Consider the following 21,144-nt stretch of genomic DNA (forward strand, 5'->3'; position numbering starts at 1 on the left):
TTTAAGGGGTTGTAACATGAAAATTAAACGTTTTTTTGCCAAAGATATGCGTACTGCACTGAAAGAAGTGAAAGAAGAGTTAGGTGTGGATGCGGTTATTATGTCAAACAAAAAGTTGGCAGATGGCGTGGAGATTGTTGCTGCAATTGACAATGACCGCGCTCCTGCAACACCTAAATCAACTGATCAAGAGCAGGCAATGGAGCAACCTAAACCTCGCTCAGCTGGTCCTCGTTTTGTCCGTCCTGAGCCACAAAGTGCACGTCCTGCACCACAAGCACAGGTTGCTGATAGTTTGGAGGCATTGCTTGAGCGTCAGGCGCCACGTCCGCGTTCGCCGCAACTAGCTTCAATGTTTTCACAATCGGGTATCGACACAGATCAAGTTTTCAAACAGCGTCACCAAGAGTCTGCACCTGAAGGTTTCAAACACCACGAGCAAGCAACACAAAAGTTTGCATCGAATATTGACAGAATGCAGCGAGACCATCGCCAAGCGCAAACAGAAGCTGATTGGCAATTTGATGATGAGTTAGAATCTGGCTTTGGTGATGAGGTGCAACATAGCGCTACTGAGTCTAACGAAATGTCCTCAATGCGTGAAGAAATGAATGCGATTCGTCAGCTATTGGAGCATCAAGTTTCTGGCTTAATGAAGCAAGAAATGGCACGTCGAGACCCTACACGTGCATGTTTGATTGATCGCTTACAAGGCATGGGAATTGATGCAGAAGTTGCACAGCAAATGGCGTGTTTTATTCCCGATGATGTTTCTCGTAAAGAGGCATGGAATGCGTTATTGAATATGGTCATTAATCAAATGCATACAACCAATAACGATATTCTTCGCCAAGGTGGAGTGTACGCATTCGTTGGACCAACAGGTGTTGGTAAAACAACGACAGTCGCAAAGCTTGCAGCATTAGGGGCACAAAAATTCGGCGCGGATAAAGTGGCATTGATCACCACCGATACATACCGAATTGGTGCATACGAACAGCTTTCTACCTACGGTCGTATTATTGGATGCCCAGTAAAACAAGTAAAAGATGCAAACGAACTTGCCGAAGTTTTGTATCACTTACGTAATAAGCGTCTAATATTAATAGATACTGCGGGTATGAGCCAAAGAGATTTGCGTTTGACTGAACAACTAAATACATTGATGAGAAGCACTCGAGTTGATATTCGTAGCTACCTTGTATTAAGTGCAACATCGCAAATGCATGTGTTGCAAGAAACTGTACGCCACTTTCAAAAAGTAAATTTAAGTGGCTGTATCTTTACTAAACTTGATGAATGTCTAAGTTTAGGCGAGATTATTAGCATAGCGATTCAAAATCGCTTGCCAATAGGGTATCTTACTAACGGACAGCGAGTTCCAGAGGATATTCGTGTTGCAAATGCTCAAAAGCTAGTCAAAAAGGCAGAGCAATTGTATTTAAAAAGAATAAAAGCACAACATTCGAGACCTGTAGCAGTAGCGTCTCAGACAGTAGGAATGTATGATTAACACAGTATTAGATCAAGCAAGTGGCCTGCGTAAAATGAGTCAAAATAATAATCACGGTGTTAAAGTTATCGCGGTAACTGGTGGAAAAGGCGGAGTGGGTAAAACCAATGTATCGTTAAATACAGCTATCGCACTAGGCCAACAGGGAAACCGTGTGTTGGTGCTAGATGCCGATTTGGGCTTGGCTAATTGTGATGTTATGTTAGGCCTTCGAGTCGAAAAAAATCTTTCACATGTGCTTTCTGGTGAATGTGAGTTGGACGAGATTTTAGTTGAGGGTCCAGCAGGAATAAAAATTGTACCAGCGACCTCTGGTTCACAAAGCATGGTTGAATTAACCCCTGCGGAACATGCGGGTCTCATCAGAGCATTCAGTGAACTAAATACTGAATTTGATATACTTATTGTCGACACCGCCGCAGGTATTTCAGATATGGTACTGAGCTTTTCTCGTGCTGCTCAGGATGTTGTTGTGGTAGTCTGTGACGAGCCCACCTCTATTACTGACGCTTATGCATTAATTAAGGTACTTAGCCGTGAGCATGGCGTGTATAGATTTAAAATTGTTGCTAATATGGTTCGCAGTTTACGCGAAGGGCAAGAATTATTTGCTAAACTCTCAAAGGTGACGGATAGATTTTTAGATGTAGCACTGGAACTTGTAGCAACGATTCCGTTTGATGAAAATATGCGAAAGTCTTCAAGACGTCAGAAAACGATTGTAGAGTTGTTTCCTAATTCACCAGCTGCTGTGGCATTTAGAGGTCTTGCAAGCAAAGCTGTAAAGTGGCCAATCCCACACCAGCCTTCGGGTCATTTAGAGTTTTTTATTGAACAACTTGTCAATGGTTAACTATGGCATCATCGGTGAGTAAAGCGATGGGGTATCAGACATCTGAAAATTTACATAAAGTGGTGGAACGTCATGCATCACTTGTCAAAAAAGTGGCGTGTCACCTACTGGCACGTTTACCTGCCAATATTCAATTAGATGATCTGGTACAGTCCGGCATGATCGGACTCATCGAAGCGACTAAAAATTTCGACGCCTCAAAGGGGGCGAGTTTCGAAACGTTTGCTGGCATCCGTATACGCGGAGCCATGTTAGACGAAATTCGAAGAGGGGATTGGGCCCCACGCTCAGTTCACCGAAAAAGTAGAATGGTAGCTGAAGCCATTGCTGAACTTGAATCCCTCCTCAATCGAGAGCCAAAAGACACTGAAATTGCTGAAAAACTTGATATTACGTTAGATGAGTACCATCATATTCTAAGTGATGTTAATTGCAGTAAAGTCATAGGTATAGAGGATTTAGGTGTAGATGAGGATGCTATTTCGCCTGCTGACAACGATTTATCGCTAGACAAACCATTTAATAACGTTAAAAATGAACGCTTTAACGAGTCGTTAGTGGCAGCGATACAATCTTTGCCGGAAAGAGACGCCCTTGTGTTGTCGCTTTATTACAACGATGAAATGAATTTAAAAGAAATCGGGCAAATACTAGATGTAAGTGAATCTCGTGTTAGCCAAATTCATGGGCAGGCAATGATAAGGCTAAGAGCCAAAATCAATGACTGGGTCAATTAGAGTAAAAATAATAGGTTCAAACCTCACTGGAGGATGTTTTGGATAAAAACATGAAAATTCTCGTGGTTGATGATTTTTCTACAATGAGGAGAATAATCAAAAACCTGCTTAGAGATTTAGGCTTTACCAATGTTCAAGAAGCTGATGATGGCAGTACTGCGCTTCCAATGCTACAAAACCAAGAGTTTGATTTTGTGGTAACAGATTGGAATATGCCTGGCATGCAAGGAATTGATTTGCTCCGAGCTATTAGAGCAGATGATAACCTTAAGCACATTCCAGTGTTGATGGTAACGGCGGAAGCCAAGAAAGAGCAAATTGTAGCGGCTGCACAAGCTGGGGTTAACGGCTATATCGTTAAACCTTTTACCGCAGGAACACTGAAAACTAAGTTAGAAAAAGTGTTTGAACGTTTAGGCTAAGAACTAAGAAGGAGAGGCTAATGTCAACGCCTTCTGTGCCTCAGATCAGCCTTGAGCAGGCAAAACAGCTTGTTGCATATTTGGAGCAAGGTGAACAAGAAAAAGCAGACCAATTAATTTTGGAAGCTGCCAACAAAGAGCAGTCTGAGTTATTTGCAGAGGTGGGTAAGTTAACTCGCCAATTGCATGAATCACTGAAAAATTTTGAACTCGACACGCGTCTTGCTGATTTGACGACTGAAGCCATTCCTGATGCAAAGCAACGTTTAAATTACGTTATGGAAATGACAGAAAATGCCGCCAACAAAACTATGGATGCTGTAGAGGCTAGTTTGCCTCTAGCGCAACAGTTGGCGGATGATTTGTCTAGCATAAAGCCGACTTGGGATCGCTTAATGCGACGTGACATACAGCTAGGAGAGTTCAAGTCTCTATGTCATGACTTAGACAAGTTTATGCAAGGGTCACAAACGCGCACAGATGAGTTACAAAGTCTGATGACCAATGTGCTAATGGCTCAAGACTATCAAGATTTAACAGGGCAAGTTATTCGTCGAGTTATAGAGCTGGTAAGAGAAGTTGAAGATAGCCTAATTAATCTGTTAACCGTATTTGGTACATCTGACGAGCTGCCGAGCAAGAATAAAGAAGCTCAAAGCACGGTTAGTTCGGACAATACAGTTGACATTGACGTGAATGAAATCTCAGGACCTGAAGGGCCGATTATTGATGCAGACCAACGGGATGATGTGGTGTCTGGCCAAGATGAAGTTGATGATTTGCTGTCAAGTTTAGGCTTCTAATAGGAGAATATGCATGAGCTTTGAAGTCGATGAAGATATCCTACAAGACTTTCTCGTAGAAGCCGGAGAGATCCTAGAACTGCTGTCAGAGCAGCTTGTAGAGTTAGAAAATAACCCAGAAGATAAAGATTTGCTCAACGCTATCTTTAGGGGATTCCATACCGTTAAAGGCGGTGCTGGCTTTTTAAGTATGACAGAGTTGGTTGACGCTTGTCATGGTGCGGAAAACGTGTTTGATGTTTTGCGTCAAGGACAGCGAAAAGTCACTTCAGAGTTGATGGATGTTATTCTCCAATCGTTAGACACTATTAATGAAATGTTCGGCCATATTCAAAATCGCGAACAACCGGAGCCTGCAGACCCAGCCCTTCTTGAAACACTTCACCAGCTTAGCAAACCTCAATCTGAGGATGAGGCTATCGAGTTAGCAGCTGCAGAGGTCTCTGAGGTTGACTCTCAACCGGAAGAAGTTGAGCAACCAAATATGGTTGAGGCAGATGATGTTCTGTTTGATATGGATGCTGGTAGTTCTGAAGGAAATCAAGATGATAGCATCGACGAAATAACTGAAGATGAATTCGAAAGCTTACTTGATGAATTACATGGTGCTGGTAATGCTCCTGCGAAGGTGTCTAAAGAGACCGAACCAAGTGGAGCTGAGAGTGATGGAGACATCACTGATGATGAGTTTGATAGCCTTCTAGATGAGTTACACGGTGTAGGCAGCTTTGGTGCTATCAAAAAAGAAAGTTCACCAGCAGCCTCTAATGTGCAAAATGAAACATCTAATCAGCCTACGACAGGTTCTGACGACGATGAAATCAATGACGATGAATTTGAGGCGTTGTTGGATGAGCTGCACGGTAAGGGGAGTGCACCACGCTCTTTAGAAGGTGTTGCTAATGAGCCAAAAGTAACTCAGCCACCTAGTGAACCTGCGAAACCAGTTGAGCCGGCAAAACCGACTCCGAAACCAGCTCCAAAAGCGCCTGCGCCAGAGCCAAAAGCTGCTGCGCCAGAGCCAAAAGCTGCTGCGGCCCCCGCTGCCGCAAAAAAAGCCCCAGCTCCACAGGCTGAAACGACGGTTAGGGTAGATACTAAACGGTTAGACCAAATCATGAATATGGTTGGTGAGCTTGTGTTGGTACGTAATAGATTGGTGAGCTTAGCTAATAACACCAATAGCGAAGCAATGGGCAAGGCAATTTCAAATCTTGACGTTGTAACGGCAGATTTGCAAGGTGCGGTGATGAAAACCCGCATGCAGCCAATTAAAAAGGTATTTGGTCGCTTCCCTAGAGTGGTGAGAGATTTAGCGAGAAGTCTAAAAAAAGACATCAACCTAATTTTGGAAGGGGAAGAGACTGATTTAGATAAAAACCTCGTCGAAGCCTTGGCAGATCCTCTGGTGCACTTGGTTCGAAATTCAGTGGACCATGGCATAGAGATGCCGGACGTACGTGAAGCTGCAGGAAAAGTGCGTACTGGTACGGTTACACTAGCTGCCTCGCAAGAGGGTGACCACATACTGCTTACCATCCGCGATGATGGTGCAGGTATGGATCCTGAAAAGCTTAAAAAGATTGCGATCGGTAAAGGCGTTATTGATTCTGATCAGGCAAGTCGATTATCAGATACTGAGGCTTATAACCTAATTTTCGCGCCAGGCTTTTCGACAAAAGAAGAAATCTCTGATATTTCTGGTCGCGGTGTTGGTATGGATGTAGTGAAAACTAAAATCACTCAGCTAAACGGCTCAGTCAATATTAAATCAGAGCTGGGCGTTGGTACTATATTAGAGATTAAAGTACCACTTACGCTCGCTATACTACCGACCTTAATGGTTGTGGTAGGTCAACAAACCTTTGCATTGCCATTAGCTGGTGTGAGTGAAATTTTCCACCTAGATTTAACCAAAACCAATATTGTTGATGGACAGCTGACCATCATCGTCAGAGAAAAGGCGATACCGCTATTCTACTTGGAGCATTGGCTGGTTAAAGGTGCTGACAGAAGTAAGCGAAAGGCAGAAGGTCATGTGGTTATTGTACAGATTGGCACCAAACAAGTGGGTTTTGTTGTAGATTCTTTGATTGGCCAAGAGGAAGTAGTTATTAAGCCCCTTGATGCGTTATTACAAGGGACGCCAGGTATGGCGGGAGCAACCATTACATCAGATGGTGGAATCGCCCTAATACTGGACGTACCCAATATGCTTAAGCACTATGCAGGTAAGTAGCGCTATTTATCTTAGCCTGTTAGACACAGTGGTGCCTTGCGCACCACTTTTTAGATCTGAATTTTGAATGAGCGTGCCCCAATGGCAGTTAAAGTATTAGTAGTAGACGATTCAAGTTTTTTCAGACGCCGAGTCAGTGAAATACTTGAATTAGACAGTGAAATAAAAGTAATAGACTTTGCGGTGAATGGTAAAGAAGCTGTAGAAAAAGCAGCTTCGTTACGGCCTGACGTTATTACAATGGATGTTGAAATGCCGGTACTGGATGGCATCAGTGCCGTAAAGCAAATCATGGCTTCCAATCCTACTCCAATATTGATGTTTTCATCTTTGACGAGAGAAGGAGCAAGTGCCACTTTAGACGCCCTTGATGCCGGTGCTTTGGACTTTTTACCGAAAAAGTTTGAAGACATAGCCCGTAATAGCGATGAGGCAATAAAGTCTTTACAGGCTAAAGTCAAAGAAATTGGCCGCCGACGCTTGTCTAGGTTTACCACGAGTACGACGACTGGTCAGCCGACAAGGCCCTCATTAGGGTCTAGCACAGGTATCAGCCAGCCTGATAGAACATTTCAACGCACAGGTGTAGGATCATCAAGCAAAGCGGCTAAGGCTTCAGGCAAGAAATATCAATTGGTTGCTATTGGAACATCGACAGGTGGTCCAGTTGCATTGCAAACCATCTTGACGCAGCTGCCTGCTAACTTCCCGTATCCTATTTTACTTATTCAACATATGCCAGCGGCATTTACACCAGCCTTTGCAAGCCGATTAAATAGCCTTTGTAAAATAAGAGTAAAAGAAGCGCAGCAAGGTGACAGACTTGAACCGGGCGTTGCATATCTTGCTCCTGGTGGGCAACAGATGATGGTCGAATCTCGAGGTACGCTCAAAGTGTTTGAAGACGACAGCCCTCGGATCACGTACAAACCAAGTGTAGATGTTACTTTTGCTAGCGCAGCTAAGGCCTATCAGGGCGACGTATTAGCAGTAGTTTTAACTGGAATGGGCGCGGACGGACGAGATGGTGCCCGTATGCTGAAACAAGCCGGTGCTACGATCTGGGCGCAAGATGAAAAAACTTGTGTTGTATACGGTATGCCACAGGCTGTTGCTAATGCTGGGCTTGCTAGTGAACATTTAGCATTACCAGATGTTGCCACACGTATAGCTAAAGAGGTAGGTTGTTAACTGCTAGCACGAATTAGCCAAAGAACAATAATAACAAACTCATAATTTGGAGAATGCATTAGCTCGTGAAAATCTGGACAGTAGCAAACCAAAAAGGGGGAGTAGGGAAAACGACCACGACCGTGAGTCTTGGGGGGATATTAGCTTTACAAGGCAAGCGAGTGTTGCTGATTGATACCGATCCCCATGCTTCGTTGACTTATTACTTTGGCATTGACTCTGAAGAGCTCGAGATTAGTGTTTATGATATTTTCGCGCGCGGTAGTACCATGCAAAGTGAAGAAATTTTGCAGGCATTATGCCCGTCAACAATAGAAAACCTTGATATTTTGCCTGCTACGATGGCGATTGCGACTCTGGATAGAAGCATGGGAAATCGTGCTGGAATGGGGTTGGTATTAAAAAAAGCACTAGAAAAAGTAAGCGACCATTATGATTATGCAATTTTAGACTGTCCACCAGTGCTGGGTGTCTTGATGGTCAACGCGCTTGCTGCTAGTGAACGAGTATTAATACCGGTTCAAACGGAGTTTCTAGCACTCAAAGGGTTAGATCGAATGATGCGAACGATGGAATTAATGCAAAGTTCGCAATCCAAGCAATATCAATATACCATAATACCGACAATGTACGATAAGCGTACCAAGGCATCGTTGGAAGCATACAAAAGCTTATTGGCTAATTATAAAGATTACGTTTGGCCGGGTGTTATTCCGGTCGATACAAAATTTCGAGATGCCAGCTTGGCGCAAAAAGTGCCTGTTGAGTACTGCCCTAAGTCAAGGGGCGTATTTGCCTATCGCGCACTACTTGATTATTTAATGCAGGTTAAATAGAGGTATAAATGAGTAAACATTTGTTTGCTAATGAAAAAGTGATGAAACAATATCTCGGAGCGCTACTTTCTGAGGAAGAGCCTGAAGATAATTCATTGCTGCCTGTAGCCAAGTTATTAGAGCAAGTATCAGATGTTTCAGAGCCCAAACAAACAGAGCCAACAAAAGAGGTCCAGGCGGATGAAGTTGTAGAGGCTAAAACTCAAACGTTTGTTGCGCAGGAAATCCCTGAAGAACAAACGAAAAATCTTGAGATACCAGAAAATAATACTATTATCAAAGAATCGGCTAAAGCTTTAAATCAAATAGTTAGCGCTAAAGAAGCTTATGGTGAAAATGAATTTCAGGCCTTATTTTTTGAGGTCGCGGGACTGACACTAGCAGTACCTTTAAAGTCCCTTGGTGGTATTCACCAACTTGGTGAAGTCAATCAGCTGTTTGGGAAGCCGAAGTGGTTCAAAGGGGTGATGTTAAATCGAGATGAAAAGTTAAATGTCGTTGATACCGCGTGCTGGGTCATGCCGGAAAAGTATACTCCAGAGTTAGAGGCGGGCCTAGACTACCAGTATTTAATCACTTTGGGTGATAGCCCATGGGGGTTACTGGCAGAAAACTTGGTAAATAACATTACTTTACAGCCCGATGATGTAAAATGGCGTACGGGTGATGGGAAGCGGCCGTGGCTTGCAGGCGTAATAAAAGAAAAAATGTGCGCTTTGATTGATGTAGAAAATTTAAACCGCTTGCTTGAGCAAGGCCTCGATAGTCGAGAGCAGTAAACAAGATCTTTTTGGAGTTAAACCATGAGCCAAGATAGACTACTTTCCGCAGACAAAAATGCCGATAGTAACGATGAAGTTCTTCAATGGGTGACCTATAAACTCGAAGATGAAACATACGGCATCAATGTAATGCAGGTTCAAGAGGTATTGCGTTATACCGAAATTGCTCCTGTGCCTGGTGCACCTGCGTATGTTTTAGGCATTATTAATCTGCGCGGAAACGTTGTGACAGTGATAGACACTCGAGCACGTTTCGGATTGGTCAGTGCTGACGTAACTGACAACTCGCGCATTGTGATCATTGAAGCCGAGAAACAAGTCATAGGTATTTTAGTCGACAGTGTTGCCGAAGTGGTTTATTTACGTAGTTCTGAAATCGACAGTGCGCCAAACATTGGGACTGAAGAAAGTGCCAAGTTTATCCAAGGGGTATCTAACAGAGAAGGTGAACTGTTGATCTTGGTTGATTTAAACAAGCTACTCAATGACGATGAGTGGGACGAGTTGAGTCATCTATAAGCTGTGGAAGTTGTAAACAATAATCTGTTGGTACTGATACTCATCGCCTCAAGCTTACTGACCTTAGTATGCTTGGGGCTAATTTTTATGCTCAGTAAGCGCTTGGGAAACAGTCAGCAAGAGATTCATATGCTTAGGCATAAGATTAAAGATAGCCATGATCAGGCTGCTATTTTGCGCAGTGAAGTAGCTGAAGTTAGAAGTAGTTTGATGAATATCGGCAAGCGTCTTGTTGCTTGTGAAAATTACGCTAAGGATTTAGCGCAACAACAAGCCGCTCAAAGATATGATGATCCGGATGCCAAAATTTACTCTCGAGCAGTAAAAATGATAGAACTCGGTGCTGATTTAGAAGAAATAATGCGCGAATGTGAAATTCCTAGAGCAGAGGCTGAGTTACTTATGTCATTGCACCAAAAGTCTTAATCACGCCTTTATATCTAATTTATTACTAAAACCTTGCCAACCTGGTGGGAATTTACCCCGTAAAACATAAGAAAATGCAATCAGCTCTGCTATGACATAGTAGAGCTCTTTTGGGATCTCTTGATGTAAGTCTAATTGGCTCAGTGTAGTGGCTAATTGAGCATCTTCATGGATCATAATGCCTTTTTCTTTAGCTAGTTCTATTATCTCTTCAGCCAACTCACCAAAACCTTTGCAGGCTACGTGAGGTGAGCTACCAGCTTCATATAGCAATCCGATAGCGGTTTTTTGTTCCATGACTTCTCCTACACTTTTATATTTACGATAGCGTGTTGATCGTAAAACGCATATTGTTGCTCAGCATCTTCTGTCAATACTATTTCATTTACTTGTAGTCCATGTGCGCATAATTTACGCCTTAATGCATCCAAATGAGGCTTAGCTAAGTCGCATACTTGTTCACTGTTTCCGATTATTTCACACTCCAGAGCCTTGTCCATTAGCTCTGCGTGAGCACTAAGCTTACCAATATGTGCATAGTCGAAATTTAGACGCACAAACCATACGGTCTTTTCGGGCATCTTTGCTTTTGCGGGTTTTTTGTAATTGCCAATCTGTAGTTCAGTTTGCTTGCACTCAGGTGGCACCTTCATAGGCATCAATAAATTCAGTAAAAGCTGTGTTTCACTATCGACTTTTTGGGCGCTTGTCTGTGTCAACTGAACGCTAGATGTAAAGCTATTTTGCAGCTGCGCAAGCTCTCCTACTAGGTTGTTATTCAATTGCTGTAAGTGAGGTAATAATTGCTTCGCTGATACGCTTTTTGCATTAGGCAGCAATGTGTCTAGTAAGGCTGTTAGGCGTTGAGTTTGATCATTGCCCTCAACTTTTGATGATGTAGCGATTGCTTTGGGAGCTGCGAGCAAAGTCATGAGCAGTTTATCTAGCGCTTGTGTGAAGCTACTAGCCACTGCGTTGGGCGTAATTGCTGAATTGGCACTTATCAAGCCTGGCACCATGCTATTTAGTTCACTGGCTATTAAATTACCTGACACGTTATTTGCATCGATCATACGACTAAAAGCCTGATGAACTAACTTTGTCATATCAACGGATTGAGGGTGCTTGTATTGACTCAACTGAGTTATTTTTTCGCTGAGGATCTGAGTATTTGATAATTTTGGCGTATTTACAGCCGTTTTGTTCATGAGTTTTAAAAGTGGCTCTAACAAAGCGCGTTCAATAGGTAAGCTAGCTTTAAAACTATTATTTGTTTGTACTAAATTAGGTAACAGCTTATCTGTTGCTGCCAAGTTGTTATTTGCAGCTTGATTTACGACTGCCGCTTGTATTGATTTATCAACTGACTTAACTAGCCCCTGTGCGTTAGCCTGAGGTAAAGAGACTTGAGAGTCGACAACTCCTGATTTGCTTTGCGGATGATTGGTGCTACGGCTAGCGTTGAGGTTGTCTATTCTCGAACTTGGTAAGACACTTTTTAATTGCGCTATGAGTTTTACAATAGGTGGCAGGTTTTGTGTTTCAATGCGTTGCAACATCAAGGGCGTGTCACTATATTTTGATAAGCTTTGTATGGCGTTTGGTGGTGAAGTAATCTGGCTATTATGAGATGAACTTACCTGCTTAAATGGCTTAGAGAGCCATTGATTAATCGCTTGCTCTACCGCTTTTTTTATATCTTGTAATGTTATCGAAAAAGTAGGTTTGGCATAATTTAAAGTGTATGCCGTTTGCAAAGAGTCGGTGGTTTTTTGTGGCGCTACAAACTGAGATACCTGATCAAACTTACCTTTGATTGATTGTTTCAAATCAATCTGAAACTGCTCACTCAATGTTGTTATTTGTACACCTTGAATATTACTTTGTAGTTTTGCACTTTGCCATTGTACTGGGCCGGCCTGAGGTTGACTTGCTAAGTTACCTATAGATACAGACAGTGGTTTTTGAGTGGTTGAAAACTTAATTTGAATGGCATGTTTATCGACTAAAATCAGCGGACTTTTGCCAAGTGAAGCTAATTGTTCTGTGACTTTTTGCTTACTCAGCACGCTGTTAAAAAGTTGGTCAGCAAAACCATTGAATAGCTTCAACTGTACTTTGTTTTCTGAGGCTTGCAATTGTGCAACGAGTTTATGTTCCTCACTTAGGATTTTTGCAAGTGATGGGTCGAGGGCGAGTTTTATACCAATCTTTTCAAGTAATAGTTGAGGGTTGTTTCCTTTGGTAACTTTAGCTTGCGTAGATAAATTTGATTCGGCGGCTCCACCTTTTAATAAGGTGAGTAGTGATAGCAGCTCATTGGCAGCTTTTATATTTATAACTTGATCGGCACTTTTTATGGTTAAAGATTTTCCATTGTCACTGAGTGTAATTTGAGCTTCATTTAATCGCAAGGTGGGATGGTTTGCTTCTTTCGTTGCTAAGCGTATCGTTTGCCAGCGACCATCAATTTCAACCTCCATCTGTAGAGAGCCTGGTTTGACTTGTACGTTACGTGCTGTAAATTGACTCGGTTGTTTACTTAGTTCAATATTTGCGCGGCCTTCGTTTAAAGCTGCGTTTGCATCAGTTGTTGTCGAATATTGAATAGAAATCGGTGGCTTATTCATTATTTTAAATCAAATTTCCGCTAATCGGTCGCAAGGCGTTATTCGTATTACCATACCATTATGGTAGACTAACGCCCAATTTTGGGTAATGAGAATAACCAATTTGCTAGAGATTAAATCTGTTACTTGTACTAAACAAGAGCGTTGTCTGTTTGAATCGCTAAGCTTCTCTTTAGAAGCTGGGCAGATAATGCAAATTGAAGGCCCAAATGGTGCAGGAAAAACCTCATTATTAAGAATTATCGCGGGGTTTGCTCGTCCAGATGAAGGCGAAATCTTTTTTGACAAGAAGTCTATTCGTCAATATTACGACGAATTTGCAGCACAATTGCTTTTCATAGGCCATAAAACCGGTGTAAACGGTCAGCTAAGTGCTTATGAAAATGTTTGTCATTGGCTCTGTGTTCACGGTTGTAAAGTAGATAAACAGGCGTATGACTTACTCGCAGATCTGGGTCTCGTTGGTTTGGAAGATGTGCCGGTTAGAACGCTATCTGCAGGGCAACAACGTAGGGTCGCGCTAGTCAGGTTGTGGCTCAATAACGCGAGGCTTTGGATTTTAGATGAGCCATTTACTGCGTTGGATAAAAAAGGCGTAGCTTTGTTGCAAGCCCAGTTTAAAAAGCACCTTGAGCAAGGTGGGGCGATTTTACTGACCACCCACCAAGATTTAACCACCCATTTTGACGAGCTCAAAACCCTTGTTCTGGAGTATCAATTTTGATGGCCCAACACTCCTATTGGCAACTATTTTCTAGTGTGTATAGTAAAGATGTGACATTGGCTTTTCGCCAGCGTTCCGAGATAGTTAATCCATTATTGTTTTTTTTGATAGTTATCACTTTATTTCCACTGGCTATAGGGCCAGAGCCAGCACTACTGGCTAGAATGGCACCAGGAATAATTTGGGTTGCTGCGCTACTGTCAACTATGCTCGGACTTGATAAGATTTTTAGAGATGATTTTAATGATGGCTCATTAGAGCAATTAATAGCCTCTCCTTACCCTTTGTCTTTATCTGTGCTTGCAAAAGTGTCTGCGCATTGGACAACAACGGGCTTACCCATGGTTATTATGGCACCTGTTTTTGCATTATTAATGAATTTAGAAGCACAAGCGCTCGGTGCTACTGTACTAACGTTACTAATTGGTACGCCATTATTAAGTTTTATTGGCGCCATTGGAGCCGCGCTTACAGTGGGATTACAAAAAGGAGGGATCTTAATGAGCCTGTTGGTTTTACCTCTATATATCCCTGTTCTGATTTTTGCCACGTCTGCCATTGATACAAGTAGTATGGCTTTAGCCTATGGTGGACAATTAGCAATCCTTGGTGCAATGCTGGCGATAGCCTGTGTGTGTGCGCCGATAGCAATATCTTCAGCTTTAAAAGTGAGTGTAAGTTAACATGTGGAAATGGTTACATCCCTATGCAAAAGCAGAGCGTGCATACCAACTATGCAACACGCTATTGCCATATTTTGCAGTTATTACCGTTGTGTGTTTGGCAGTAGGCTGGATTTGGGGGCTTGCGTATGCACCTGCAGATTATCAACAAAAAGATAGCTACCGAATCATATTTATTCATGTTCCATCAGCTATTTTGTCAATGGGCGCTTATTCGTCAATGGCAATAGCGGCAATTATTGCCCTAGTTTGGCAGATTCGAAATGCTGAGTTAGCGGTGATTTCCATTGCACCTGTTGGTGCTGCTATGACCGCAATTGCTTTAATAACAGGTGCTGCATGGGGTAAGCCTATGTGGGGAGCCTGGTGGGTGTGGGATGCCAGATTAACCTCTGAGCTGATTTTATTGTTTTTATACTTCGGGGTCTTGTCCTTATATCACGCCTTTGAAGACAAAAAGTCCGCAGGGCGTGCAGCCTGTATTTTGGCTGTCGTTGGGGTAATTAACCTACCGATCATCCACTTTTCAGTTGAGTGGTGGAACACTCTACATCAAGGGGCAACCATCACTAAATTTGATACTTCAGCAATCGACCCATCGATGCTTTGGCCATTGCTTATTAATATAGCTGCATTTGCCGGTTTTGTTGGGGTGGTGACACTGATCCGATTGAAAAATGAAATCTTACAATGTGAAAAGCACCGCCCGTGGGTGCGCGAACTGATTGGTCGAGGTGAATGATGCAATTTGAGTCATTGAGTGAATTTTTAGCCATGGGTGGCTACGGCTTTTATGTATGGCTATCTTTTGGCAGCTGTAGCGTTATATTGCTTGCAATATTTTTAAGCTCTTTGCGCGATAGCAAGAAGCTACGTAACGAAGTACGCGCTCAGATGCGTCGTGAAGAGCGTATCAAAAAAGCAAAGCAGCAGGAGCAAGTATGAATCCAAGAAGAAAAAAACGTTTACTGACCGTTGTTGCCATCGTGTTTGGTGTAGGCTCTGCAATTGGTTTGATGCTGTATGCTTTGCAAGAAAATATTAATTTATTTTATACCCCAAGTGAGCTTATTGATGGTAAAGGCGAAAATAAAGAGAAGCCAATTATTGGTCAAAAGCTTCGGATCGGTGGAATGGTGGTGCCAGGCTCTGTTGTTCGGGATGAAGATAACTTAGATGTTAGTTTTAAATTAATCGATACAGGCCCAACAGTTACTATTCGTTACCACGGTATTTTGCCTGACCTGTTCAGAGAAGGGCAAGGCATTGTTGCTCAGGGTACGCTAGTTGAGGCAAATGTGATAGAAGCGTTTGAAGTGTTGGCTAAGCATGATGAAGAATATATGCCCCCAGAAGTTGCAGAGGCGATGAAAGGGATTAAACACGAGAAGCCAAAGTATAACTTAAATAACGAGAACTAATATGATCCCAGAGATTGGCTATTTTTCACTTGTTCTGGCAATGGCGTTGAGTTTACTGTTGTGTATATTCCCTTTGTGGGGGGCGCACACAGGTAATTTACGTCTTATGCGTGCAGCACCTTCATTGGCAGTTGGTCAATGCGTTTTTGTTCTCTTAGCCTTCGCTATCCTGATTTATATTACCCTAACCGACGACTTTACTGTGGCTTATGTGGCTCACCATTCAAGTAGTACATTGCCTTGGTACTATAAAGTAACCTCTACTTGGGGAGGGCACGAAGGTGCTATTTTACTTTGGTTGGTGATGCAAACATTGTGGACCGCAGTAGTCGCGTTAATGTCTAATTCACTTCCATGGATATTAAGAGCGCGAGTGTTAGGCGTCCTAGGTTTTTTGGGTGTAGGCTTTATGCTTTACACACTATGGATGTCTAGCCCGTTTGAGCGTTTATTACCTTATTATCCTGTTGAAGGACGTGATCTAAATCCGTTATTACAAGACCCTGGAATGATCATTCACCCACCGCTTCTTTATATGGGTTATGTTGGCTTGTCAGTGTCATTTGCGTTTGCAATCGCAGCACTTTTAACCGGAAAACTTGATAATACTTGGGCAAAGTGGTCACGACCTTGGACCATGGCAGCTTGGGGTTTTTTAACGTTAGGTATTACGATAGGTAGCTGGTGGGCTTATTCAGAGCTTGGCTGGGGCGGCTGGTGGTTCTGGGACCCTGTTGAGAATGCCTCATTGATGCCATGGCTAGTTGCAACGGCGTTACTGCACTCACTCTCAGCCACAGAAAAGCGTGGTGTATTTAAGTCTTGGACGGTATTGCTGGCTATTACAGCGTTTAGCTTGTGTTTGCTTGGTACCTTTATTGTACGCTCAGGCATAATCGTGTCAGTTCATGCATTTGCCACTGACCCAGACCGAGGTTTGTATATTCTGATGTTTTTAGCTGTCGTAGTTGGTGGCAGCTTGGCGTTGTACGCCGCTCGTGTAGCACAAGTAAAAAGTGAAGGGCGCTATCAGTTCTTGTCACGAGAGGTTGCACTTTGGATTAACAACATCTTTTTAGTTGTTGCGATGTTGGTTGTTTTACTTGGTACGTTGTTACCGATGATCCATAAAGAATTAGGGCTAGGCTCAATCTCAATTGGTGTGCCATTTTTCAACCAAATGTTCGCGATATTGATTGTTCCATTCGCTATTTTGCTTGGCTTAGCACCCATGCTGCGTTGGAAGCAAAACAAACTATCGCCTTTAGTTAAAAAGTGGCTATTACTGAGTGTTGTTACGTTAGTCATTACCTCAGCATGGCTGTTTGGAAACTATGAGGTCGTTGCGCCACTCACCTTTATCGGTACTGCCTTAGCCGTTTGGATAGTATTACTTACACTGTTTGATCTTATGCAAAAGGTGACTGTCCAAAACACCATATCTGAAGGTGTGAAACGTTTAGGTGTTAGTTACTGGGCGATGGTATCTGGGCATATTGGTATAGCCTTTGTCATCGCTGGCGTAACTTTAACATCGGCGTACTCGGTAGAGCGTTCAGTGCGTATGCTACCCGGCGAAACGGCCACTTTAAATGAGTATGTATACCGCTTTGAAGGTGTAAAAGAAATTGTAGGGCCTAATTATACAGGCCATGCAGGGGTTGTTAGCGTTTTGAAAAATAACAAATTGGTTATAGAGTTACATGCAGAAAAACGTTTGTATAACATTGGCATGCAATTTATGACCGAGGCGGCGATTGATGATGGATTCTTCAGAGATCTGTATTTAGCCCTTGGAGAGCAATTAACACAAGGTGCTTGGTCGTTGCGTATCTACCATAAACCTTATGTTCGTTGGATGTGGTTAGGGGGCTTACTGATAGCGCTCGCCGGATTTATTGTAATTACAGACAAACGATACAGAAAAACATCAGCACCAAGTGAGCAGCAAGGAGTAGGGGCATGAACCGAAAATTACTCGGGTTAATTCCGTTTCTTATTTTTATTTTACTTTGTGTGTTTTTATATCAAGGCTTGTTTGGTAATCCTAGAGAATTGCAAACAGGTCGTATCGGTCACACAATGCCAAGCTTTACGTTGCCAGATCTAATGGACGAGCAAAAACAATGGCAAGATAAAGACCTTATTGGTGATGTATATTTGCTCAATGTTTGGGGTACTTGGTGTCCAACTTGTATCGCAGAGCTAAGTTATTTGACTGAACTCAAAGAGCAAGGGGTCAAAATTATCGGTTTGTATTATGAACAAGCCTACGACCCTGATTTTGGCGACCAATTCGATATCAATAAACTCCGCGCTGAAGTGCAAGCCATGCTGGCACGAACGGGCAACCCGTATCAGTTCAATATTTTGGACTTAAATAGAACGCTCGCGTTAGATTTAGGTGTATCTGGTGCACCTGAAACCTTTTTAGTTGATAAGAAAGGTACGATATTGCTACATCACACAGGTGATATAAACCAGCGTGTTTGGCGTTCTAAATTTGCACCTAAAATAATGGAGCTTACACAATGAAAATTGTAATGGTCTTGTTGCTCATTTTATGTGGATCAGCAACTGCTACAGAAGATAAATATGTGTTTGCTAGTGAAGAGCGTGCTGCGACTTTTAGAGAGCTTACGCATGAATTGCGTTGTCCAAAGTGTCAGAACCAAAATATCGCAGACTCAGATGCCGTGGTGGCGAAAGATCTTAGAGATAAAGTGTTGAGTCTTGTGAATGACGGTAAAAGTAAGCAAGAAGTCATTGATTATATGATTGATAGGTACGGATACTTTGTTCACTATCAGCCGCCTGTTACGCCAGCAACTATCATATTGTGGGTATTGCCTGTACTGATCGTTGTTATTGGCTTTGGCTTTATTGTCTTTAGGCAAAAAAAGGCATCGCGTAAACAAACGTGGAGCAGCGAAGATGAGCAAAAACTTGCCAAACTAATTCAACAATATCAGCGTAGGGAGCAGTAGCTATGTCAGATATTATGCAAATGTGGGGCATGTTTGCGCTGCTTACACTATTGGCCGTACTTTTTGTTGTTGTGCCGTTTTTACGTCGAGAACGAGTGTTACAAGTTGATAATGAAGCGAATGCACAGCGCATAGATATTTACCAGCAGCGATTAGATGAATTGCAAGTTGATTTAGCAAATCAGCGTGTTGATGCACAAATGTATCAAGAGTCAGTGCTTGAACTAAAGCGTCGTTTACTCAATGAACTTGAGCCCGAAAAGCAGTTAAATAGCCGCGGTAATAATCGCATATTCGCACTAACAGGTTTGCTATTTACTTTGGCTGTCAGTGGCGTGTTTTATTACTATATGGGTAGCCAGCAACAAATAGCCAATTGGTATGACGCAATTGATAAACTACCTGAATACGGAGAAAGGGCGGTATTACAGCAAGGAGAAGCACTTTCACCCAATGAGTTACAGGCGTTTGCTTTAGGCTTGCGGACAAAGCTGGCTAACAGTGGTGATGACGCGGTTGCCTGGATGCTTTTGGGACGAATTGCTATGTCATTAAATGATTTTGAAATGGCTAAGCAAGCTTTTAATAAAGCGCTTAAAATGGAGCCGAATAATCACAATGTGCTGATTAATTATAGCCAAGTATTGCTAGTCGAAGGGTCGGAGTCAGCTATGAACAAAGCTGCTCGACTGCTTGCTAAGGTATTGAAAAGTGACCCAGCAAACGTTGATGCTATTTCTTTATTGGCCTTGATAGCGTATGAGAAACAAGACTGGCTAGAAGCTAAAACTGCCTTTGAAGTGTTACTGGCAAACATGCAGAGCAACGACCCTCGCTATGCAATGATTGAGCAACGTATTGCAGAGATCGCGCAGAAAATATCACCGACTCAATCTGTGGCTCCGGTAAGCCTAACGGCTAATGTCACATTAGATAAAAACCTGTTATCTCAGGTCCCACAGCACGGTACGTTGTTCGTTTTTGCTAAGGCCGCAAGTGGACCAGCCATGCCTTTGGCGGTAGCAAAGCTTACAAATTTTAACTTGCCTTTAACCGTCACGCTAGACGATAGTATGGCGATGATGCCTGAGCTAAAACTATCTAATTATCAAGAGGTCGTTATCACAGCTCGCATTTCAGTTGATAGCAGTGTGATGCCTCAGGCTGGTGAGTTGGAAGGACAAAGCCAAGTCGTTTCTTTAGTACAAGACAACAATGACGTTACTGTCGAAATTAATCGGATTATATCAGACACAGGAAAGTAAATGTTAAAGCCTATATTAGTCGCACTCACTGCCATTATTATGAGTGGTTGTGCAAATGTGCCTGCAGAAAAGCAAGATGAACGTGATCCTCTACAATCGCTGAATCGTCCCATCTATGACTTCAATATGGATGTGTTAGATACCTATATATTACGCCCTGTTACCGTAGGTTATGTGGAAGTAACGCCTCAGAGTGTACGTACCGGGTTAGTTAACTTCACAACAAATTTAACGGCGCCGACGGATGCAATCAATGCAGGTTTACAAGGAAAACCTAGCAGTATGGGAGTGAACGTTGCGCGTTTTTTAGTTAATTCTACGGTAGGTATTTTGGGTCTATTCGATGTAGCGACTAGTTTGGGTCTTGAACATCAAGATGAAGACTTTGGACAAACGTTGGGTGTATGGGGAGTAGGCGATGGTGCCTATCTAATGCTGCCAGGAATGGGCCCTTCAACGGCAAGAAATTTAACGGGTGATATCGTCGATAATTATGCGTTACCTGAGATTGCCTTGAGCACGCCGCAGACGCTAGCACTATTTGCAATTAAAGCGATTGAAGCAAGGGCGTCTTTGATGGCACAAGAGAAGTTGTTAGAGGAGTCTTTAGATCCATATATTTTTGTAAAAGATGTTTATTTTCAACGTCAGTTGTACGAACTATATGATGGAAACCCACCTATAAAAGAAGAGCCTACTGATTTTGATGAAGACTTTTTAGAGAACTTGTAAAGAGTGAGGAGATAGGCTGGCGACGGGCAGTGCCAGCCTATTGAATGGGAGAGTAGGCTCCCACAAATTAGGTTCTAGTGAATTGCACCTGCTTGCTTTCGGTAAAAGCCTAAATCATTTAACTTCTCAATTAGCAATGAAGGGTCATCTAGTCGAGAAGATGCAGACTCGTCACGTAAAAAATGGTCATCAGGCACATTGTGCAAATCTAACATTTTATTGAACAAGATGCTGCGCATTGTCAACGCTGTCATCCCGTTCTTTTGAATTTCATCAAGGCGATTTTGTAGCTCAGAAAATGGCCCAGATTGTACATCATCAACAACTGCAGCGAAGTGATTTACCTGTTTAGTTTTTAGCATTTTGGCCTTCTCCCGGAAA

24 protein-coding genes are annotated in these 21,144 nt (G+C 42.6%); 21 read left to right on the plus strand and 3 right to left on the minus strand.

Translation table 11 applies throughout. From position 1 onward, the window contains the following. Nucleotides 1-16 precede the first annotated feature (16 nt). The 11 genes from flhF to HG263_RS09790 all read left to right on the plus strand — a co-directional run bounded on the left by flhF (nucleotide 17) and on the right by HG263_RS09790 (nucleotide 10,321). Nucleotides 17-1,513, plus strand: a complete 1,497-nt coding sequence (gene flhF / locus HG263_RS09740) for a flagellar biosynthesis GTPase FlhF (protein ID WP_171625890.1) — start codon at nucleotides 17-19, stop codon at nucleotides 1,511-1,513. Further along, nucleotides 1,506-2,366, plus strand: a complete 861-nt coding sequence (locus tag HG263_RS09745; protein WP_171625891.1) for a MinD/ParA family ATP-binding protein — start codon at nucleotides 1,506-1,508, stop codon at nucleotides 2,364-2,366. Before flhF ends, HG263_RS09745 begins: the two co-directional genes overlap by 8 nt. 26 nt (nucleotides 2,367-2,392) lie before the next feature. Next, on the plus strand, nucleotides 2,393-3,103 hold the full coding sequence (locus HG263_RS09750; RefSeq protein ID WP_171626097.1) for an RNA polymerase sigma factor FliA: 711 nt from the start codon (nucleotides 2,393-2,395) through the stop codon (nucleotides 3,101-3,103). A 38-nt stretch (nucleotides 3,104-3,141) separates the two neighbouring features. Next, the gene (gene cheY / locus HG263_RS09755) at nucleotides 3,142-3,525 is read left to right on the plus strand and encodes a chemotaxis response regulator CheY (RefSeq protein WP_171625892.1); all 384 of its coding nucleotides are present in this window, start codon (nucleotides 3,142-3,144) and stop codon (nucleotides 3,523-3,525) included. Between the two features lie 20 nt (nucleotides 3,526-3,545). Continuing rightward, the gene (locus HG263_RS09760; protein WP_171625893.1) at nucleotides 3,546-4,328 is read left to right on the plus strand and encodes a protein phosphatase CheZ; all 783 of its coding nucleotides are present in this window, start codon (nucleotides 3,546-3,548) and stop codon (nucleotides 4,326-4,328) included. A gap of 13 nt (nucleotides 4,329-4,341) precedes the next feature. Continuing rightward, nucleotides 4,342-6,567 carry a chemotaxis protein CheA gene (locus HG263_RS09765; RefSeq protein WP_171625894.1) on the plus strand — a complete coding sequence of 742 codons (2,226 nt, stop codon included), beginning with the start codon at nucleotides 4,342-4,344 and terminating at the stop codon, nucleotides 6,565-6,567. Between the two features lie 81 nt (nucleotides 6,568-6,648). Next, nucleotides 6,649-7,758, plus strand: a complete 1,110-nt coding sequence (locus HG263_RS09770; protein WP_171625895.1) for a protein-glutamate methylesterase/protein-glutamine glutaminase — start codon at nucleotides 6,649-6,651, stop codon at nucleotides 7,756-7,758. 65 nt (nucleotides 7,759-7,823) lie between these two features. Next, on the plus strand, nucleotides 7,824-8,594 hold the full coding sequence (locus HG263_RS09775) for an AAA family ATPase (protein WP_171625896.1): 771 nt from the start codon (nucleotides 7,824-7,826) through the stop codon (nucleotides 8,592-8,594). 8 nt (nucleotides 8,595-8,602) lie between these two features. Further along, nucleotides 8,603-9,373, plus strand: coding sequence for a chemotaxis protein CheW (locus tag HG263_RS09780; RefSeq protein WP_171625897.1), 771 nt, complete (start codon nucleotides 8,603-8,605; stop codon nucleotides 9,371-9,373). A 24-nt stretch (nucleotides 9,374-9,397) separates the two neighbouring features. Then, a complete protein-coding gene (locus HG263_RS09785; protein ID WP_171625898.1) occupies nucleotides 9,398-9,895 on the plus strand; it encodes a chemotaxis protein CheW in 498 nt (165 codons plus the stop codon). Between the two features lie 3 nt (nucleotides 9,896-9,898). Then, entirely contained in the window at nucleotides 9,899-10,321 is a 423-nt protein-coding gene (locus HG263_RS09790) for a DUF2802 domain-containing protein (RefSeq protein WP_439331988.1), read from the plus strand. On the opposite strand, the gene HG263_RS09795 is transcribed toward HG263_RS09790, so the two are convergent. Together HG263_RS09795 and HG263_RS09800 are read right to left on the minus strand one after the other, a co-directional pair. Next, nucleotides 10,322-10,618 carry an EscU/YscU/HrcU family type III secretion system export apparatus switch protein gene (locus HG263_RS09795; RefSeq protein WP_171625900.1) on the minus strand — a complete coding sequence of 99 codons (297 nt, stop codon included), beginning with the start codon at nucleotides 10,616-10,618 and terminating at the stop codon, nucleotides 10,322-10,324. 8 nt (nucleotides 10,619-10,626) lie between these two features. Then, on the minus strand, nucleotides 10,627-12,951 hold the full coding sequence (locus HG263_RS09800; protein ID WP_171625901.1) for a hypothetical protein: 2,325 nt from the start codon (nucleotides 12,949-12,951) through the stop codon (nucleotides 10,627-10,629). Nucleotides 12,952-13,039: 88 nt separating this feature from the next. Between HG263_RS09800 and ccmA the strand changes: the two genes are divergently transcribed. The 10 genes from ccmA to HG263_RS09850 are packed head-to-tail and all read left to right on the plus strand — an operon-like array spanning nucleotide 13,040 to nucleotide 20,763. Next, complete coding sequence (gene ccmA, locus HG263_RS09805) at nucleotides 13,040-13,675, plus strand: cytochrome c biogenesis heme-transporting ATPase CcmA (RefSeq protein WP_439331989.1); 636 nt, start codon at nucleotides 13,040-13,042, stop codon at nucleotides 13,673-13,675. After that, entirely contained in the window at nucleotides 13,672-14,358 is a 687-nt protein-coding gene (gene ccmB / locus HG263_RS09810; protein ID WP_171625902.1) for a heme exporter protein CcmB, read from the plus strand. The genes ccmA and ccmB overlap by 4 nt, the downstream gene beginning before the upstream one ends. A gap of 1 nt (nucleotide 14,359) precedes the next feature. After that, nucleotides 14,360-15,100 carry a heme ABC transporter permease gene (locus HG263_RS09815; RefSeq protein ID WP_171625903.1) on the plus strand — a complete coding sequence of 247 codons (741 nt, stop codon included), beginning with the start codon at nucleotides 14,360-14,362 and terminating at the stop codon, nucleotides 15,098-15,100. Then, nucleotides 15,100-15,303: a heme exporter protein CcmD gene (gene ccmD / locus HG263_RS09820; protein WP_171626099.1), complete on the plus strand. Its 204-nt coding sequence runs from the start codon at nucleotides 15,100-15,102 to the stop codon at nucleotides 15,301-15,303. The genes HG263_RS09815 and ccmD overlap by 1 nt, the downstream gene beginning before the upstream one ends. After that, nucleotides 15,300-15,779, plus strand: coding sequence for a cytochrome c maturation protein CcmE (ccmE, locus tag HG263_RS09825; RefSeq protein WP_171625904.1), 480 nt, complete (start codon nucleotides 15,300-15,302; stop codon nucleotides 15,777-15,779). Before ccmD ends, ccmE begins: the two co-directional genes overlap by 4 nt. 1 nt (nucleotide 15,780) lies before the next feature. After that, nucleotides 15,781-17,745, plus strand: a complete 1,965-nt coding sequence (locus HG263_RS09830) for a heme lyase CcmF/NrfE family subunit (RefSeq protein ID WP_171625905.1) — start codon at nucleotides 15,781-15,783, stop codon at nucleotides 17,743-17,745. Then, nucleotides 17,742-18,314: a redoxin family protein gene (locus HG263_RS09835; RefSeq protein WP_171625906.1), complete on the plus strand. Its 573-nt coding sequence runs from the start codon at nucleotides 17,742-17,744 to the stop codon at nucleotides 18,312-18,314. The genes HG263_RS09830 and HG263_RS09835 overlap by 4 nt, the downstream gene beginning before the upstream one ends. Then, complete coding sequence (locus HG263_RS09840; RefSeq protein ID WP_171625907.1) at nucleotides 18,311-18,766, plus strand: cytochrome c-type biogenesis protein; 456 nt, start codon at nucleotides 18,311-18,313, stop codon at nucleotides 18,764-18,766. The genes HG263_RS09835 and HG263_RS09840 overlap by 4 nt, the downstream gene beginning before the upstream one ends. Before the next feature lie 2 nt (nucleotides 18,767-18,768). Continuing rightward, nucleotides 18,769-20,031, plus strand: a complete 1,263-nt coding sequence (ccmI, locus tag HG263_RS09845; RefSeq protein ID WP_216628408.1) for a c-type cytochrome biogenesis protein CcmI — start codon at nucleotides 18,769-18,771, stop codon at nucleotides 20,029-20,031. Then, the gene (locus HG263_RS09850) at nucleotides 20,032-20,763 is read left to right on the plus strand and encodes an MlaA family lipoprotein (RefSeq protein WP_171625908.1); all 732 of its coding nucleotides are present in this window, start codon (nucleotides 20,032-20,034) and stop codon (nucleotides 20,761-20,763) included. It abuts the gene before it with no gap. 74 nt (nucleotides 20,764-20,837) lie between these two features. Here HG263_RS09850 and HG263_RS09855 read toward each other — a convergent pair whose 3' ends face one another. After that, complete coding sequence (locus HG263_RS09855) at nucleotides 20,838-21,125, minus strand: hypothetical protein (protein WP_171625909.1); 288 nt, start codon at nucleotides 21,123-21,125, stop codon at nucleotides 20,838-20,840. Nucleotides 21,126-21,144: the final 19 nt, after the last annotated feature.

Origin of the sequence: Pseudoalteromonas caenipelagi (assembly GCF_013140855.1) — a bacterium.
Lineage (GTDB): Bacteria > Pseudomonadota > Gammaproteobacteria > Enterobacterales > Alteromonadaceae > Pseudoalteromonas > Pseudoalteromonas caenipelagi.